Here is a 15,153-nt window from a genome sequence, read left to right on the forward strand (position 1 = left end):
GAAGATATAATGGCTTCCATGAAAGCTACTGTGGGTTGGGCGGCGATCACCGCGATCGCGCCGGTGGCCTGGGGGACGAACTACTACGTCACCCACGAGTTCCTGCCCGCCGGTCACCCGCTGTGGGGGGCGGCCATCCGGGCGCTGCCCGCCGGGCTGCTGCTCCTGCTGCTCGCCCGCAGGCGGCCGCGCGGCTCGTGGTGGTGGAAGTCCCTGGTCCTCGGCACGCTCAACATGAGCGCGTTCTTCGCGTTGATCTACCTGGCCGCCCAGCTCCTGCCGACCAGCCTCGCCTCGACGATCATGGCCACGTCACCCGTCGTGATGATGCTCCTGGCCTGGTCGCTGCTGGCGGAACGGCCGCGGCCGCGGCACCTCGCCGGGGCCCTCGTGGGCGTCGCCGGCGTGTGCCTCATGGTGCTCAGCGGCACGGGCGCGGTGGACGGGCTCGGCGTGCTCGCCTCCGTCGCGGCCATGCTGATGTCGTCGCTCGGCTACGTCCTGGCCAAGCGCTGGAGCGCGCAGGTGGACGTGCTGTCGGCGACGGCGTGGCAGCTCGTCGCGGGCGGCCTGGTGCTGCTGCCGTTCGCCGTCGCGGTGGAGGGCCCGCCACCGGCCCTGCCGCCACCCGCGCTCCTCGGCTTCGGTTACGTCACCGTCGTCGCGACCGCCGTCGCCTTCGCCGCCTGGTTCGCCGGGCTGCGGCACCTGCCCGCGGGGACGGTGGGGCTGCTCGGGCTGCTGAACCCGGTGACCGGGGTGCTGCTCGGCACCACGATCGCGGCCGAGACGCTCACCCCGCGGCAGATCTGCGGGGTGGCACTCACCCTGCTCGGCGTCCTGCTCGGCCAGGCGGCGGCGGCCCGGCCGGCCGCCACGGTCAGTCGAGGATCTGCACGAATCCGTCGGTCCCGTGCACGCGGATCCGCTGTCCGTCCCGGATGAGGACGGTGGCCCGCGCCACGCCCACCACGGCCGGCAGGCCGTACTCCCGCGCGATCACCGCCCCGTGCGTCATGAGGCCGCCCACCTCCGTCACCAGCCCGGCGACGGTGACGAACAGCGGGGTCCAGCTCGGGTCGGTGTAGGCGGTGACCAGGATGTCGCCCGACTCCAGCTCGGCCCGCGACATGTCCGTGACGACCCGGGCCCGGCCCTCGACGGTCCCGGCCGAGACGGGGAGCCCGGCCAGCGCGCCGTCCGGGACGTCGTCGCGCCGGTACGTCCCGTTGATGGCCTCGCCGTCGGAGGTGAGGACCCGGGGCGGGGTGAGCGCCACGTACGACACGAACGCCTCCCGCCGCTCCGCGATGAGCCCGGCGTCGGCCACGCCGGTGCGCACGACCTCGTGCAGCTCCTGGAAGCGCAGGTAGAAGACGTCCTCCCGCGCGCGCAGCACGCCGGAGGCGACGAGCCGGTCGGCTTCGCGCAGCACCGCCTGCTTGTAGGCGAAGTAGCGGCTGATCATGCCGTACTTGGGGTACTCCCGGTAGCCGGCGAAGGCGCGGACGCGGTCGATCATCCGCTTGGTCTCCGCGGCCTGCCGCTCGCCGTCGGGCAGGGCACGCAGGCGCGTCAGCAGGTCCACCTCCTTCCGCCGCGCCTCCTGGAGCCCCTGCTCGAAGTGCCGTTTCCCGGCGCCGGGCGCGAAGTTCCTGACGTGGCCGAGGATGACGGGCACGAGCGCGGCGGGGTTCTCGCTCCACCGGGTCCGGGTGATGTCGATCTCGCCCGCGCAGCGCATGCCGTACTCGTCCAGGTAGGCCCGGATGGCGTCACGTGCCCGCGGTCCGCCGGGCAGCCCGGCCAGTTCGTCCAGGAAGGCGTCGCCCGTCCGGCCTTCGTCCGCGACACGCCGCAGGACGGCCACCACGTCGCGGTGCGGCCGGACGGCGTCGGCGACGTCGAGGAGCGCCAGCCCCATCTCCGACGTGACGTTGTACGGGACGGACTGCGTCAGCACGTCGGCCGCGTTCTTCTCGCCCAGCCACGACTCCAGGTGCTCGTTCAGCCACCAGGTCGCCTCCATCCCCGCCATGATCACCTGCGAGCTGCGCGGATCGAACAGGACGCGCTTCATCTCGGTGATGTCGGCCAGGATGAAGTCGAGCAGCGCGGGCCCGGACCTGCTCTGGATCTCGCGCCGCAGGGCGGCGACCGACTCACGGTTGTGGGCGATCAGCTCGGGCACGACGGCCGGGTCGATCTCGGCCGGGGCCGGCGGGGCCACGGCCGGAGCGGCGGCGGCGGGCTCCTCGTCCGGCGGCGAGTCCACGAGGTCGCCGCGCTCGATGACGGTCCGCAGCGCGTCCCTGACCAGCGGGTCGGACTTGCCCAGGCCGTCGATGAGCCGCGCCCGGCCCGCGTGCGTGGCCAAATCGCCGGCCACGTCGACGAACAGCCGGCCGCCCGCCTCGTACATCGTCCGCGGCGTCGTGAGCTGCCACAGGGACAGCCCGAGCGGCTTCATCGCGTCGGTCATCATCTGCTGGTGACCGACGGAGACGTAGAGGTGTTTCTCCTGGTCGCCGGCCTCGGGGACGGGGAACAGCGTGGTGATCGGCCGGCTCTGCACGATGTGGAAGTCGTCGCCGGCCAGGCACCACTCGATGTCCTGGGGCCGGCCGAAGTGCGCCTCGATGCGCCGGCCCAGCCGTACCAGGCGCACCACCTGGGCGTCCGTCAGCACCGGCCGGGTCTGCCGGTCCGGCTCGACCGGCGCGTCCTCGGTGCCGCCGCCCGGCGCCGCCCGGACGAGCCGCCGCTTGTCGGCGACCGACACGGTGACCACCTGATCGCCGCGCACCGCGTAGACGTCCCCGCCGACCAGGCCCGAGACGAGCGCGTCACCGAGCCCCCAGCCGGCCTCCACGGTGGCGACCTTCCTGTTGGACGTCACCGGGTCGGCGGTGAACAGGATCCCGGCCGCGTCGGGGAACACCATCCGCTGCACGACCACGGCCATCCGCACCTTGCGCTGGTCGAAGCCGTTGCGCAGCCGGTAGGTCACGGCCCGCTCGGTGAACAGCGACGCCCAGCACCGCCGGACGTGCCGCAGGATCTCCGCCTGGCCGACCACGTTCAGGTACGAGTCCTGCTGGCCGGCGAACGACGCGGTCGGCAGGTCCTCGGCCGTCGCGCTGGAACGTACCGCGTACGAGTGCCCCTCACCGAGCCGGGCCAGCGACGCGCCGATCTCCGCCGCGAGATCGTCGGGGATCGCCGCGCCCTCGATGACCTCGCGGATGCCGGCGCTCAGCGCGCCGATCGCCTGGCGGTCGTCCGGTTTCACCAGCGCCAGCCGGTCGAGCCGGGCGTCGATCGACGGCGCCGCGGCCAGCACCCGCTGGAAGGCGGCCGTGGTGACGCAGAAGCCGGCCGGCACCCGGACGCCGTCGATACGCGACAGTTCCCCCAGGTGCAGTCCCTTGCCGCCGACGTCCGCGATATTCGTCGAGTCGATTCGCTGGAAATCCAGCACGTAACCCAATTTCGGTGCCCCCATCGATGGTCGGGTCGGTTGGCAACGGGCAGTATGAAGCAATTCTCGATTTCTCATGAGGCGCGCTCATCTGATATAGAGTGAAAGTGGCGGGACGGGGGTTTCCGCGTGGCACTCGCGTGGGGTGCGCGATCATGCTTCGATATGGCGTTGTTCGTACATCGCGCGTATCGCACCAACGGGAGGCCACCGATGCCGCATCTCGACGACCCCACCGCCACGTTCCAGGAATTCGACCGCGACGGCGACGGCTACATCACGCGCGAGGAGTTCGTGCTCGCCATGAACGCCCGCGGTGAGCAGGTCACCACCGCCGAACTCGACTCGATCTTCGCGGTCTCCGACGAACGCGACGGCGACGTGGACGGGCGCATCTCACTGCCGGAGTTCCTGGTCGCCTGGAACAGGTGACGGTCCCTGGTCGCCTGGATCAGGTGACGACGGTTCGCAGAGCGGTACGGCCGGCACCGTAAGACCGGCCGCTGGTTCAATCCGATGCCGATGAGGTCTTCGGCGTCGTTCCGGGCACGGCGCGGAATCTAGGCTCATGGCCACATCCGTGTCCCACTGGAGGCCTCCGTGCCCGGGCCTGATCGCTTCGGGGAGGCGCTGGCCGAGGTCCTGCGGGGCGGCGTGGTCTGGCGCGCCTACGCGTTCGCCGTCCGGCACCTGATCCGGCTGCTGGCGCCCGCCCTGCTGGTGTTCCTGCCGATCGGCCTGCTCGCCGCGGTGGCGCTGATCCCGTTCGCGGACGGCACGGCCGCGCTGGTCGACGGCGACTTAGAGCTGATCGGCCTGCCCGGCTCACCCCTGCTGACCTGGGCGGCGGCGCTGGTGGTCTCGCTGGCCGGGCACGTGGTGGCGCTGCGCGCGACCATGGTGATCGCCGCCGGGCGGCTGGCCGGCGAACACGTCCCCACCTCCGCCGCGATGCGGGCCGCGCTTCGGCGCTCACCGGCGACGATCGTGCTCGGCCTGATCGGCGTGGTGATGCTGGCCGCGGCGCTGGTCGCCTCGGCCCGGGTGCTCCTGTGGACGGATGCGCGGATCCCGGCCTACGCCGTGCTGGTGGTCCTGGTCATGGCCATGATGCCGGTTTCGCTGGCCGTGGCGTCCGTGGTCCTGGAGGGCAGGTCCGCGGGGAAGGCGCTCGGCCGCGCGTACCGGCTGACGGGCGGGGCGCCCTTGGCGACCTCGATCACGGTGGCCTTCGGCGTGGTGATCTTCCCGGTACTGGCCGCGCGGGCGGCGGGCTGGGCACTGTCCGGCGTGCCCGTCGCGCCGGTCGTGGTGGGCTCCGTGCTGGGCCTGGTCACCGTCCCGTTCCAGGCGGCCGTGATCACGCGGCTGTTCCTGCACCGCCTGGCCATGGAGCGGCCGTTCACCGAGTTCACGGAGCTCGTCGCCGGGCTGCCCACCGGCGCGCCGCGCCCGGCCAGGCCGGTGCGGGTGCTCGCGGCGCTGCTCCTGCCGAACCTGCTGTACGGCGGCGTGCTGCTGATCAACCCGCTCGGCTGGCCGGAGGTCTCCGAGACGGTCGTCACCGAGGACTGGTCACGCCACCCGTACCCCGGGGTGTCCGCGCGCGACGGGCGGCCGCTCCCCAGCCTCGGCACGTCGGACCTGCGGCTGCTCCAGACCGGTCCGGACGGCCGCATGGTCATGCTCATGGACGATGACGACCAGGCGAAGATCCTGACCTGCCTGAACGACGACTGCACCCAGCTCCGTTACAGGTGGGCGGAGGCGTACGGCGCCGCCGGCGGGTACCTCGCGGCCGGCGCCCGGCTGGCGGACGGCCGGCTCGTCGTGTCGACGTGGACGCCGCAGGACGGGTCGCCGGCGGCGGACGAGGACCGGCGTGTCCGGCTGGACCTGCTGATCTGCGACGCGACCGGGTGCGCCGGCGCCCCCGGCGGACGGCCCGTCGCCGAGGTGGAGGGGACCGGCGACGACCGGTGGGTCGCCCTCGCGACACGTCCCGGCGGCGGCCTGCTGATCGCACTCCTCGCCGAGCTCGAACCGAGCGAGAACGACGTCGACACGGCCGGGCTCTCGATCATCACCTGCGACGATCCGCTCTGCACCCGGCCGCGCGCGCGGGAGGTCGCCAAGCTGCCCGTCAAGCCCTACCTGGACGACGGGCGCGGCCTGGTCGCGGGGGTCGGGCCGGACGATCGTCCCGTGGTGTCGTGGTTCGACCGCGAGACCGGCTCCATCTTCGTGATCTCCTGCGATGACCCGGCCTGCGTCCAGGCCCGCATGGGACGGCACGTCCGCCCGGACCGGCACGACGACTCGGAGGAGCTCCGTGACCGGGTCGGCGCCGCCATGGCGGTCAGGCCCGACGGCCGGCCGCTGATCGCCTACCTGGACGTGTCCGACGGCGCGGTCAAGCTGCTCGACTGCCACACCCGCGAATGCGCGCGGGCCGGCACCACCACGGTGGCCGAGCCCGGCCAGAACGCGAATCCGGCGATGGTGCTGGACCGCGACGGCCGCGCGCTGGTGGCCTACCAGGACCTCGCCCGCCGCCGGATCGTCATCGCCACCTGCGCGTCCACCGGCTGCACGCGGACCGCGGTCGCGACGATCAGGCGGCGCGGCGGCGAAGGGCTCGCCCTGACGCTGGACGGCGCCGGCCGCCCGGTGATCGCCTGGATGGACGCCGAATGGAGCTACTGGGACCTGGTGCTGACCAGGCTCACCGCGTGGCGGCCGGTGGCTGGAGATAGCCGGTGACGGTGGCGAGTACCGCGTCGCGCCAGTGGGCCTCCGCCTGTTCGGCCGGGCCGAGGTGGCCTTGGAGTTCGAGCGTGGCCAGCCCGTGCACCAGGGCCCAGAGCTGCCGGCCGACGGCCCGGGGTTCGCGGCCGGGCAGCTTCCCCGTCTCGGCGAAGCGCTGGACCGCCTCGACGACCCGGGCGAGGCTGCGGCGGGCCAGTAGCGCGTCGTCACCGGCGGGACGGAAGCCGGGCACGGCGCCGCTCATGAACAGGCCGTACAGGTTGGGTTCCTCCAGCGCGGCGGCCCGGTAGGCCAGCGTCAGCGCGGTGATCTCCACCAGCGGGTCGGCGTTCTCGGGCACGGCCTCGTGGTGGCGGCGCATGGTCTCGGCGGCCTGCTGGTAGAGCGCTCTGAGCAGGCCCTCCCTGTCGCCGAACAGGCTGTAGACCGCCCGCGTTGTGGTGCCCGCCTCCTGCGACACCCGCCGGACGCTCACCCCGCCCGACCCCTCCGCCGCCAGCAGGTCACCGGCCACGGCCAGCAGGGTGCGGCGGGTCTGCTCGTCGTGCTCGCGTGGACGTCCCATGCTGGACAGCATATCGTTCCGCTGTTACGTTACGGCGTAACGAAACAGTGAAACGAAACTCGGAGCACGCCATGGAGTACGACGTCGTCATCGTCGGAGCCAGCGTCAGCGGCTGCACCGCCGCGATCCTCTACGGCCGGGCCGGCTTACGCGTCGCGCTGCTGGAGAAGCACCGCGACATCGCCACGCCCAAGCGGTTGTGCGGCCACTTCCTCCTCGGCGCCGCCCAGGCCCCGCTGCTGCGGCTCGGCCTCTGGGACGACCTGCTGGCCACCGGCGCCGGCACCGGCGAGGTCTCGGTCCGCACCGCGTACGGCTGGACCGACCCCTGCCGCGTGGGCGTCCCGCCGTTCGTCAACGTCCGGCGCGCCACCCTCGACCCGATGCTGCGCGAGCGCGCCGCCGCCACGAAAGGCGTCGACCTGCTGCTCGGCCGCACCGTCACCGACCTGCTCACCGAGGACCGCCACGTGCCCGGCCCGCGCACTGAGGGTCGCCGTGTGATCGGCGTCCGCGTGCGACTGCTCGACGGCACCGAGGAGACCCACACTGGACGCCTGATCGTCGGTGCCGACGGCCATCGCTCGAAGGTCGCCGCACTGGCCGGCGTCCGCACCCGGTTCACGCCCAACGGCCGCGCGTTCTTCTACACCTATTACCGGAACGTCCGGCACACGCTGCCCACCCCCGCCGCCGTGTGGTGGAACGACCGCGACTGGGTGGTGATCGCCCCCACCGACGGCGGACTGACCGAGGTGGCGGTCATGCCCGCCAAGGACACCCTGCCACCCGGCCTGACCGACCACGCCGGCTACCTCGAACGTTACGTCGCCGCGCTGCCCGACGCCCCCGACCTGGCCGGCGCGGAACGCGTCGCCAAGGTCGTCGCCGCGCTCGACTACCCGCTCATCCGCCGTCACCCCACGCCCGCGCCCGGGCTGGCGCTCATCGGCGACGCGGCGCTGACCGCCGACCCCACCCCGGCCCCCGGCTGCACCTGGGCGCTGCTGTCCGGCCAGTGGCTCGCCGACGCCACGGCCCCGGCCCTGCTGGCCGGCGACGATCCGGCCCCGGCGCTGCGCCGCTACCGCCGGGCGCACCGCGCCATCGAGCGCGAGCACGCGTTCATGCGCGGCGACGGCGAAGTGGCCCCGCCCGGCCGGGCGCAACGGCTGCTGCACGAGGCCGCAGTGCACGACCCGGAGGTGTCCCGCCGCCTGGCGCTGGTCGGGATGCAGGCCGCCCCCACCACGTCCCTGCTCAACCCGTCCCTGGCCGTCCGCGCCCTGCTCGCCCGCCACCGCGCCCGGCGACACCTCACCGTACGGACGGGGTAGATGGTCGGCTCGGCCCATCTCCCGGGATCTGTTGCGGCAGGCGTTCGTGATCACCCAGGTGACTGTCACGACTGCACGGGAAGCGCCGCAGGCGGGAGAACTGCGGCGATAACGGAAAAGGCGGGTCACCAGCAGGGACGCCAACCCGGCGTACATCGCTAGCGTGGACCCAAGTACAAAGAACTGCAATGCGACGAGTACCCGTTCACGTCCACCAAACAGGGTGCGGCCAACGAGGACTACAACTACTCTCTTCGAGCCGTCGGAAAAGAGCACGACGGTCTTCATGGTTCAGCGCTCAACGTTTCTACTCCCGCTATCGGGTGGGAGGCGGAAACAGCTTCTGGGTCTCGAGGAGGCGACCGCAGTGCCCGACAATCCACCTGGCCAACCTCCCGTCGACCAATGGGACCTGCTCTGTACGTTCGGATTCTCGACCCGGTTCGCCGGCACCTGGGTGGAGAACGAGGATCCGCATGAGGTCGCGCGTCAGCTCGGGGTGGATCCGGCGACGCGCCTGGACTGTGACCTGCGCACGGCCATGCGCTCCTACGAGCCCTGGGGGAGCGACGAGATCATCTGGATCGGTGCCCACGGTCAAGGCTGGACACATCTGATCAGCATCAGCGGGCCCGTGGTGGCGCCGGGGCCGCCCAGTGCGAACGGCCGTCGTCTGTTCTTCGTGGAGTACGACGATGACGAGGGCGTTCACGGGCTCAGCTACTGGCGGGACGGGGAGCCGCTCGGCCAGTACGGCGACGGAGGTGAGCTCGGGCCGATGCTCGTGCATCATGGCATCGACCTGGCCTCGGCCCAGAGCGAGGCCGATGAGATGAACGCCTACCTCACGCTCGTGGGACTGGCCACCGGCCGGTTCGTGGACAGCGGCCTGCTCTCGGAAACGAGGACGCTCTACCGTCTGTCCTCGTGATCCGGCTACCGATGAGCGCGCGGAACCAGTTTCCTGAACGGGCCGGCCGCCCTCGAGTCCCGGTCACCGCATTCCACCAGTGGCTCGCCTCACCATCTCGACCTGCCCGCGAGCTGAGAGCTGCTCACGAGCCGAGACACGAGCGCGTGGCGCCTCGTTCAGCGTGCAGGAGTCGTGCGGCCGGCTGGGCGGGAGCGCTTGGGTGCCGTTCTGTACGGCATCGGGTGCCGCGCCGCCGGTCGCGCGGGCCCGAGCAGGCTCACCGAGGTCCGCAGCGTGAGCGCCGGATCGTGACGCAGGATGCGTTCCTCCATCAGGCGCAGCCCGGGCCCCAGGTCCAGCCCGAAGTCCTCGGCCAGCCGCCGGCGGCCCTCGGCGATCAGGGCGAGCGCCTCTGTCTGGCGTCCCGCCTGGTAGAAGGCGTGCGCGGTGAGCGCGCGCAGCCGCTCCCTGAGCGGGTGCGCCGCCAGCAGCCGGGCCAGTTCGGGCGCCAGGACGGGGCCCAGGCCCTGGGCGAGCTCCGCCTCGGCCGCGTCCTCGGTGAGTGCCGTGCGCAGTTCGGCCAGGTAGTGGGCCTCGTCGCGGATCCACGGCCGGTCGGGCAGCCCGTCCAGCGGTTCGCCGCGCCACTCGGCCAGCGCCCTGCGCAGTTCGGCAGCCGCGCCCGCGCTGTCGCCCGCGGTGAGCAGCCTGCGGCCCTCCCTGGCCAGGATGCGCACCCGTCCCACGTCCAGTGACTCCTGGCGGATGGCCAGGCGGTAGCCCTCGGGACGCCTGGTCAGGATCTGGTACGTGCCGCGCCGCACCGCGTCGGGCTCCAGGACGCGCCGCAACCGGCACACGTAGGCCTGGACGGTGCTCAGCGTGGCGCGCTGGTCGGCGGTGTGGGGCCAGAGCGCGTCCACGAGCTGTTCGTGGCCGGTGGTCTGGCCCGCCCTGAGCATCAGCACGCCCAGGATGACGCGCTGCTTGGGCGGGCCGAGGTCGAGCGGGGTGCCGTCGGCGGCCAGCACCGCCGTCTCGCCGATGAGCCGGAATTCCATGACGTACTCCGAGGGGGTGGGGCGGCGCTACTGGGCGGGACGGCTGAGGAACGTGGTCCGGTTCCGTTCGGCGATCTCGGTGATGAGCGGGGCCACCTCCGCCATCGGACGTCCGGCCGGGACGTTGGCGTCCAGGTCGGCGAAGAGCCTGCCGGTGCCGTCGGTCAGGCTGAAGGCCAGGAACTTCACCGCCTTGCTGGTGACCTCGATGGTGTGCGCGGCGCCGGTGGGGACCGTGATCGACTCGCCCGGGCCCATGTCGTACCGCTTGGACCCGACCTGGACCGACATCCTGCCGTGCAGCACGTAGTACGACTCCGGCCAGGGGTGGCGGTGCGGCGGCACGAAGCTGCCGCGCTCGCCGTCGATCTCGAACAGCTCGTACGCGCCGTCGGTGTGCTCGGCGCCGACCTTCACCGTCGCGGTGCTGTCGACCGTGAACAGCTCCCTGCCCTCACCGGCGGGACTGTGGTGCACCTGCTGGGACATGCCGTCTCCCTCTCGTAACCGTTGTCGTGCGGTTCACAAGCTAGGGATCGCGCAGGCCCGGGCCCATCCCACGGAAACGGGTGATCTCGCCGGCCGGCCACCCCCACGAATCTGGGATGGTGGCCGGCGCGGGCACTCCCCGATACTGGCGGCATGGTGAACCAGGCACGGGCCAGGCAGGTCAGGAGCGCCCTGTCCGCGCTGGCCGTGGAGGGGCTCGGCCTCGCCGACGTCCAGGAGGCGGCGATCGAGCTGGTCTCCCGGGTCGTGCCGTACGACGCCACCTGCTGGGCGGCGGTGGACCCGCAGACCCTGCTGCCGGCCAGCTCCGTGACGATCGACCTCAACCCGTCCGCGCAGCAGGAGGCGTTGTTCGCCGAGATCGAGTACACGCTGGGCGAGGGCGACACCTTCGCCGAGCTGGCCCGCAGGGAGGTCCCCGTCGGACGGCTCTCCGACCTGCCCTACGGCCAGGCCGCGCGCAGCCGCCGCGTCAACGAGCTGTACCCCGCCATCGGCGTGGCCCACGACGTGCGCGTGGCCTTCGTCAGCGGCGGCGCCTGCTGGGGCATCGCCGGTCTCATGCGCGGCCCGGGCGGCCCGGACTTCTCCGCCGCCGAGGCCGACTTCCTGGCCACGGCCGCGCCGCTGGTCGGCGCCGCCCTGCGCACCGCCGTCAAGAGCCGGCTGCCCGCCGCCGGCGCCGGATCGAGCGGTCCCGTGGTGATCGTGCTCGGCGCGGACGGCGACTTCCGCGCCGCCACCCCGGCCGCCCGCGACTGGCTCGAACAGTCGCAGGCGGCGCGGCCTGGCTGGATCGGCATCGCGCTGCGCGGCCTGGCCGCGGCCGTGTCCCGCGCTTCCTCGGCGACGGCACGCGTGCGCATGCGTGACGCCTCTGGCGCCTGGGTCGTCCTGCGTGCCGCGCCGCTGATGGACCTGGACTCCCCGGCCGAACGCGTCCTGGTCACCGTCGAGCCGATCTCCGGCGAGGAGGTGACCAGCCTCATGCTGAGCGTCTACGCGCTGAGCCCGCGCGAGCGCGAGGTCTGCGCGGAGGTGCTGGCCGGGGGGACCACCGGGCAGATCGCCGAGCGGCTGCACCTGTCGTCCTACACCGTGCAGGATCACCTGAAGTCGATATTCGCCAAGGTCGGCGTGCGCAGCCGGCACGAACTGGCCGGTCGCCTGCGCGCCTCCTGACCCTGGCCCGACGGGGACGGCCTGACATGCCTTTTCCCGTGGGCTCGGCTATGGTCGGCCCCATGACGGGACCGTGGCGGACGCTACCGGGGTCCATCGCGTTCGCCGGCGTGATGGGCCTGGTCCTGTTGTCCCTGGTGCTGGGCGGGATGTCGGGGCGGGCGAGCGGCGGCCAGGACGTCGCGACCGGTCCGGGTTCCGGGTCGGCGGGGTCCGATGCTTCGGCCGGGTCGGCCGGGTCGGCCGGGTCGGCTGGGTCCGCCTGGGGGCTCGGCGGCTGGGACGCCGAGTTGTCCGGTCTGCCGCCGCTGGCGAACGGTGCCCGCGAGCACCATGTCCTGTCGTCGTGGCCGCTGATGCGCGGCGAACGCGCCGGCGAGCCCGCCCATCTGGCGCTGCTGCCGTCGCCGGGTTCGGACGCCGACGGCCTCCGCGACCCCCAGCAGCTCGCGCACCGCACCGCTGGATCGCGCAGCCCGCCGCTCACCTAGCCGACGTCCTTTCTCCCACACCCTCAGGGGTGTTCGTTCGTGTTGCCGTTTTCCTGTTCGGCGTCAGCTAGGAGTCGATCATCGTCATGGTCGTTGTGGAATCAGTCCAGGCCGGTGTCCGGCCGGAGCCCGCGCATCCGTCCCCGGTGGCGCGTGGGAGCGCGGGATGAGCCAGCCCCGGCGCTTCATGGCGCTCGACCTGGGCACCTCACGTACCCGGTCGCTGGCACTCGGCGGTCATGCCATCGCCGACCGGGCCTCGACCATCGTGCGGCGGTCGTCCGCCGCCGACGGGCCGGACGTGGTCTGGCCCATCAGGCACGGCATGGTCGCAGACCCGGGCGCCTGCCTGCGCCTGGTGCGGCTGGTCCTGCAGGACACCTGCCTCTACGACAGCCGGCCGCTGGAGCGGGTCCTGGCCGGGGTGCCGGTGGCGGCCACGGCGAGCGACCGGCGGGCGGTCCGCGTCGCGGTCGCCGAGATCGCCGGGTGCGAGGTGGGGCTGGTGGAAGAGCCGCTGGCCGCCGCCGTCGGTGTCGGCCTGGACGTCCTCGATCCCCGGCCGCGCCTGCTGCTGGACGTCGGGGCGGGCATCGTCGAGGCGGTGGCCATCGAGGGCGGTGCCGTCATCGACGCGGCCGCGCTCCAGCTCAGCGCCACCACCGGGGCGGGGCCCGCCGCGTACGCGCTGGACGGCGTCGTCGACATGACGGCCGGTCTGCTGCGCCGGCTACCGGCCGCCGCGCGACCGGCCGCGCGTGAGCGGGGCCTGGTGGTCACCGGTGGCGGCGGGCAGCACGAGGTGCTGCTGCGTCGGCTGCGTACCGCACTGCGGCTGCCGGTCAGCGTGGCGACTCAGCCGCAGCACGCCACCGTGCGCGGCCTGATGCGGTTGTGCCTGCAGCCTGCGCTGGCGGCGGGTCTCACCCCGCTCGCCCGCTGACTCCCCGTTCCGCCTCCCTGTTCCGCGCACGGTGGCCACCGCCGACGTGCCGTTTCGCCGCGTTGTTGGTTCGTTGGCGCGCACGTCAGGTGGTGGCCGCCGCGACGGCGGGGCGGAGCTCGGCCCAGGCCCACGCGCCGAGCGTCGTGTCGGTCGTGGTGGCGAGGGTTCGTGGCTGCTCGGGGACGAATCCCTCGCGCAGCCCGGTCGACATGCCCATGATGGCCTCGACCTGCGCCTCGGACATGCCGACCTGGGTGAGCGTGGCGCGCATGGCGTCGTCCGCGACCCGGTGCGCGGTGACCGTACGGCCCAGGACGTCGCCGACCACGGCCAGGGCGTCGTCCCAGGACAGGTCGCAGGGCCCGTGCACGGCCCGCACCCGCCGCCCCGACCAGCCGGAACGGAGCAGCAGGGACGCGGCCACCATCGCGATGTCGGCCGGCGCGACCCAGGGCATCGGCTCGTCCGTGGGACGGAGCACGGCCACCGAGCCCGCGCGGACGGCGTCGAGTTCGAGCAGCAGGTTGCTGAAGAAGTAGCCGCAGCGCAGGTGGGTGACGGCCAGGCCGGCGTCCGCGGCCACGACCCGGTCCAGCGACTCCTCCACGCGGGCCAGCCCGTCGATCTCGCCGGCGCCCTCGCGCAGCTCCGCGCCCACGCTGCTCTGCAGGACGGTGTGCGTAACCCGGTTCCCGGCCACCGCGGCCGCGACGATCCGGCCGACCTCGGCGTAGGCGGCGACCGGATCGTCGGACTCGCCGGGCGGCACGACCAGGTACAAGGCGTCGATGCCGCGGGTCGTCTCGGTGACGGCCGCGGCGTCCCGCAGGTCGACCTCGCGGACGTCGACGAGGTCGCCCCAGCGCGCGCGAAGCCGCTCCGGGCGACGGCTCAGCAACCGCGGCCGGACGCCGGCGCGAACCAGGTGACCGACCAGGAAACGGCCGACGTTGCCTGACGGTGCGGTGACAGCGATCTCCATGCCACCCACCGTACGCGTCACTTTCGGACGACGTCGTCGCAGGTAGAGGGAATGGCGCCGGCCTCGGCTGGCTAGCCGATCTCCTCCCGGGTGGGCTCGCGGAGCAGCTTCTCCAGCTTGGTGAAATCGACCGAATCGATGATCTTGAGGTATTTGGCGCGGTGTTTGTCCGTCATGCCGTCCACGAAGAAGACGACCTTGAGGTCGGGGACGTACCAGATCTCCGCGACGACCGTCCGATACGTGCAGGTGTACTTCCAGCGCGCGTGCTCGGCGGCGTGCCCGCCGACGGTCACCTTCTCGTGGAGCAGGCGTTTCGGCGGGGGGATCGTGGCGTCGTATCGCCAGGAGTCCTTCGGCGGGTCGAACGCCGCGCCCACGAGATCGCAGACGGTTCCGCGCTGCTGGGATCCGAAGTAGTCGTCGGCCAGGTCGTACTCGGTGCCTCTGGCGAGTTCCAGCCCGCCCAGGCAGCCCGCGCGGCGCTCGCCGATCGTGAAGTCGGGCAGGAAGCAGTAGGTGTCCGTGCCGCCCGTCGCCTCCCATGAGGGAGGGAGGACGAGCTTGATGCCGCGCTCGGTGGTGAAGCGCACGGGTTTGGGCTTGGGGGTGGGGGTCTCGCTTTCGGGCTCGGCTTCGGCTTCGGTTTCAGGCTCGGGCTCGGGCTCGGGCGTGGTTTCGGTTTCGGGCTCGGTTTCCGGTGCCGGGGTGTCCGAGTGGGACGAGGACGAGGCCGGAGGTGCGGCGGCGAGGGCCGAGGACGCGTCCGTGCCGTTGGACGCGGCGGTGGGGGTGTCCGTGCCACGGGAGACCAGGGTGGCGGCGCCCCCGAGACCGGCCAGGACAATCGCGGCGGTCAACCCCACGGCGACCAACGCCCGCCGCCCGGTCCGCACCGGCGTGACCGAGGCCGAGG

14 protein-coding genes are annotated in these 15,153 nt (G+C 72.8%); 8 read left to right on the forward strand and 6 right to left on the reverse strand.

The window, feature by feature from the left end; all coding sequences use genetic code 11:
- Positions 1–18 precede the first annotated feature (18 nt).
- Positions 19–945: a DMT family transporter gene (locus tag HII36_RS18470; protein WP_173524448.1), complete on the forward strand. Its 927-nt coding sequence runs from the start codon at positions 19–21 to the stop codon at positions 943–945.
- Here the strand turns inward: HII36_RS18470 and rph are convergent.
- Positions 881–3,481, reverse strand: a complete 2,601-nt coding sequence (rph, locus tag HII36_RS18475; RefSeq protein WP_328807777.1) for a rifamycin-inactivating phosphotransferase — start codon at positions 3,479–3,481, stop codon at positions 881–883. The two genes, HII36_RS18470 and rph, sit on opposite strands and share 65 nt — an antisense overlap.
- A gap of 213 nt (positions 3,482–3,694) precedes the next feature.
- Between rph and HII36_RS18480 the strand changes: the two genes are divergently transcribed.
- Entirely contained in the window at positions 3,695–3,913 is a 219-nt protein-coding gene (locus HII36_RS18480; RefSeq protein ID WP_173524450.1) for an EF-hand domain-containing protein, read from the forward strand.
- Between the two features lie 168 nt (positions 3,914–4,081).
- Positions 4,082–6,244 (forward strand): hypothetical protein, encoded by a 2,163-nt coding sequence (locus HII36_RS18485; protein WP_173524451.1) that lies wholly within the window; start codon positions 4,082–4,084, stop codon positions 6,242–6,244.
- Here HII36_RS18485 and HII36_RS18490 read toward each other — a convergent pair.
- Complete coding sequence (locus HII36_RS18490) at positions 6,207–6,815, reverse strand: TetR/AcrR family transcriptional regulator (RefSeq protein ID WP_173524452.1); 609 nt, start codon at positions 6,813–6,815, stop codon at positions 6,207–6,209. The two genes, HII36_RS18485 and HII36_RS18490, sit on opposite strands and share 38 nt — an antisense overlap.
- Positions 6,816–6,886: 71 nt before the next feature.
- On the opposite strand from HII36_RS18490, the gene HII36_RS18495 reads away from it, so the two are divergent.
- Positions 6,887–8,152: an FAD-dependent oxidoreductase gene (locus tag HII36_RS18495; RefSeq protein WP_173524453.1), complete on the forward strand. Its 1,266-nt coding sequence runs from the start codon at positions 6,887–6,889 to the stop codon at positions 8,150–8,152.
- Positions 8,153–8,519: 367 nt separating this feature from the next.
- On the forward strand, positions 8,520–9,083 hold the full coding sequence (locus tag HII36_RS18500; RefSeq protein ID WP_173524454.1) for a hypothetical protein: 564 nt from the start codon (positions 8,520–8,522) through the stop codon (positions 9,081–9,083).
- Between the two features lie 158 nt (positions 9,084–9,241).
- On the opposite strand, the gene HII36_RS18505 is transcribed toward HII36_RS18500, so the two are convergent.
- Positions 9,242–10,126, reverse strand: coding sequence for an AfsR/SARP family transcriptional regulator (locus HII36_RS18505; RefSeq protein ID WP_173524455.1), 885 nt, complete (start codon positions 10,124–10,126; stop codon positions 9,242–9,244).
- 27 nt (positions 10,127–10,153) lie between these two features.
- Positions 10,154–10,615, reverse strand: coding sequence for a cupin domain-containing protein (locus HII36_RS18510; protein WP_173524456.1), 462 nt, complete (start codon positions 10,613–10,615; stop codon positions 10,154–10,156).
- Between the two features lie 153 nt (positions 10,616–10,768).
- Between HII36_RS18510 and HII36_RS18515 the strand changes: the two genes are divergently transcribed.
- From HII36_RS18515 to HII36_RS18525, 3 genes are all read left to right on the forward strand, one after another.
- Positions 10,769–11,818 carry a helix-turn-helix transcriptional regulator gene (locus tag HII36_RS18515; RefSeq protein ID WP_173524457.1) on the forward strand — a complete coding sequence of 350 codons (1,050 nt, stop codon included), beginning with the start codon at positions 10,769–10,771 and terminating at the stop codon, positions 11,816–11,818.
- Between the two features lie 62 nt (positions 11,819–11,880).
- Entirely contained in the window at positions 11,881–12,309 is a 429-nt protein-coding gene (locus HII36_RS18520; RefSeq protein ID WP_173524458.1) for a hypothetical protein, read from the forward strand.
- Positions 12,310–12,475: 166 nt separating this feature from the next.
- Complete coding sequence (locus HII36_RS18525) at positions 12,476–13,252, forward strand: rod shape-determining protein (protein ID WP_173524459.1); 777 nt, start codon at positions 12,476–12,478, stop codon at positions 13,250–13,252.
- Between the two features lie 85 nt (positions 13,253–13,337).
- Here the strand turns inward: HII36_RS18525 and HII36_RS18530 are convergent, their stop codons facing one another.
- Positions 13,338–14,237, reverse strand: a complete 900-nt coding sequence (locus HII36_RS18530) for an NAD(P)H-binding protein (RefSeq protein WP_173524460.1) — start codon at positions 14,235–14,237, stop codon at positions 13,338–13,340.
- Positions 14,238–14,308: 71 nt separating this feature from the next.
- The coding region (locus HII36_RS18535; protein WP_217369670.1) for a hypothetical protein at positions 14,309–15,153 on the reverse strand (845 nt) is incomplete at its 5' end.

Origin of the sequence: Nonomuraea antri (assembly GCF_013283785.1) — a bacterium.
Classification (GTDB): Bacteria; Actinomycetota; Actinomycetes; order Streptosporangiales; family Streptosporangiaceae; genus Nonomuraea; species Nonomuraea antri.

Excerpts from the sequence above, each read along its gene's own strand:
- HII36_RS18515 (WP_173524457.1), top strand. The coding sequence starts at position 10,769 with ATGGTGAACCAGGCACGGGCCAGGCAGGTCAGGAGCGCCCTGTCCGCG.
- HII36_RS18480 (WP_173524450.1), top strand. The coding sequence starts at position 3,695 with ATGCCGCATCTCGACGACCCCACCGCCACGTTCCAGGAATTCGACCGC.
- HII36_RS18495 (WP_173524453.1), top strand. The coding sequence starts at position 6,887 with ATGGAGTACGACGTCGTCATCGTCGGAGCCAGCGTCAGCGGCTGCACC.
- HII36_RS18470 (WP_173524448.1), top strand. The coding sequence starts at position 19 with ATGAAAGCTACTGTGGGTTGGGCGGCGATCACCGCGATCGCGCCGGTG.
- HII36_RS18520 (WP_173524458.1), top strand. The coding sequence starts at position 11,881 with ATGACGGGACCGTGGCGGACGCTACCGGGGTCCATCGCGTTCGCCGGC.
- HII36_RS18505 (WP_173524455.1), bottom strand. The coding sequence starts at position 10,126 with ATGGAATTCCGGCTCATCGGCGAGACGGCGGTGCTGGCCGCCGACGGC.
- HII36_RS18530 (WP_173524460.1), bottom strand. The coding sequence starts at position 14,237 with ATGGAGATCGCTGTCACCGCACCGTCAGGCAACGTCGGCCGTTTCCTG.
- HII36_RS18510 (WP_173524456.1), bottom strand. The coding sequence starts at position 10,615 with ATGTCCCAGCAGGTGCACCACAGTCCCGCCGGTGAGGGCAGGGAGCTG.
- HII36_RS18525 (WP_173524459.1), top strand. The coding sequence starts at position 12,476 with ATGAGCCAGCCCCGGCGCTTCATGGCGCTCGACCTGGGCACCTCACGT.
- HII36_RS18490 (WP_173524452.1), bottom strand. The coding sequence starts at position 6,815 with ATGGGACGTCCACGCGAGCACGACGAGCAGACCCGCCGCACCCTGCTG.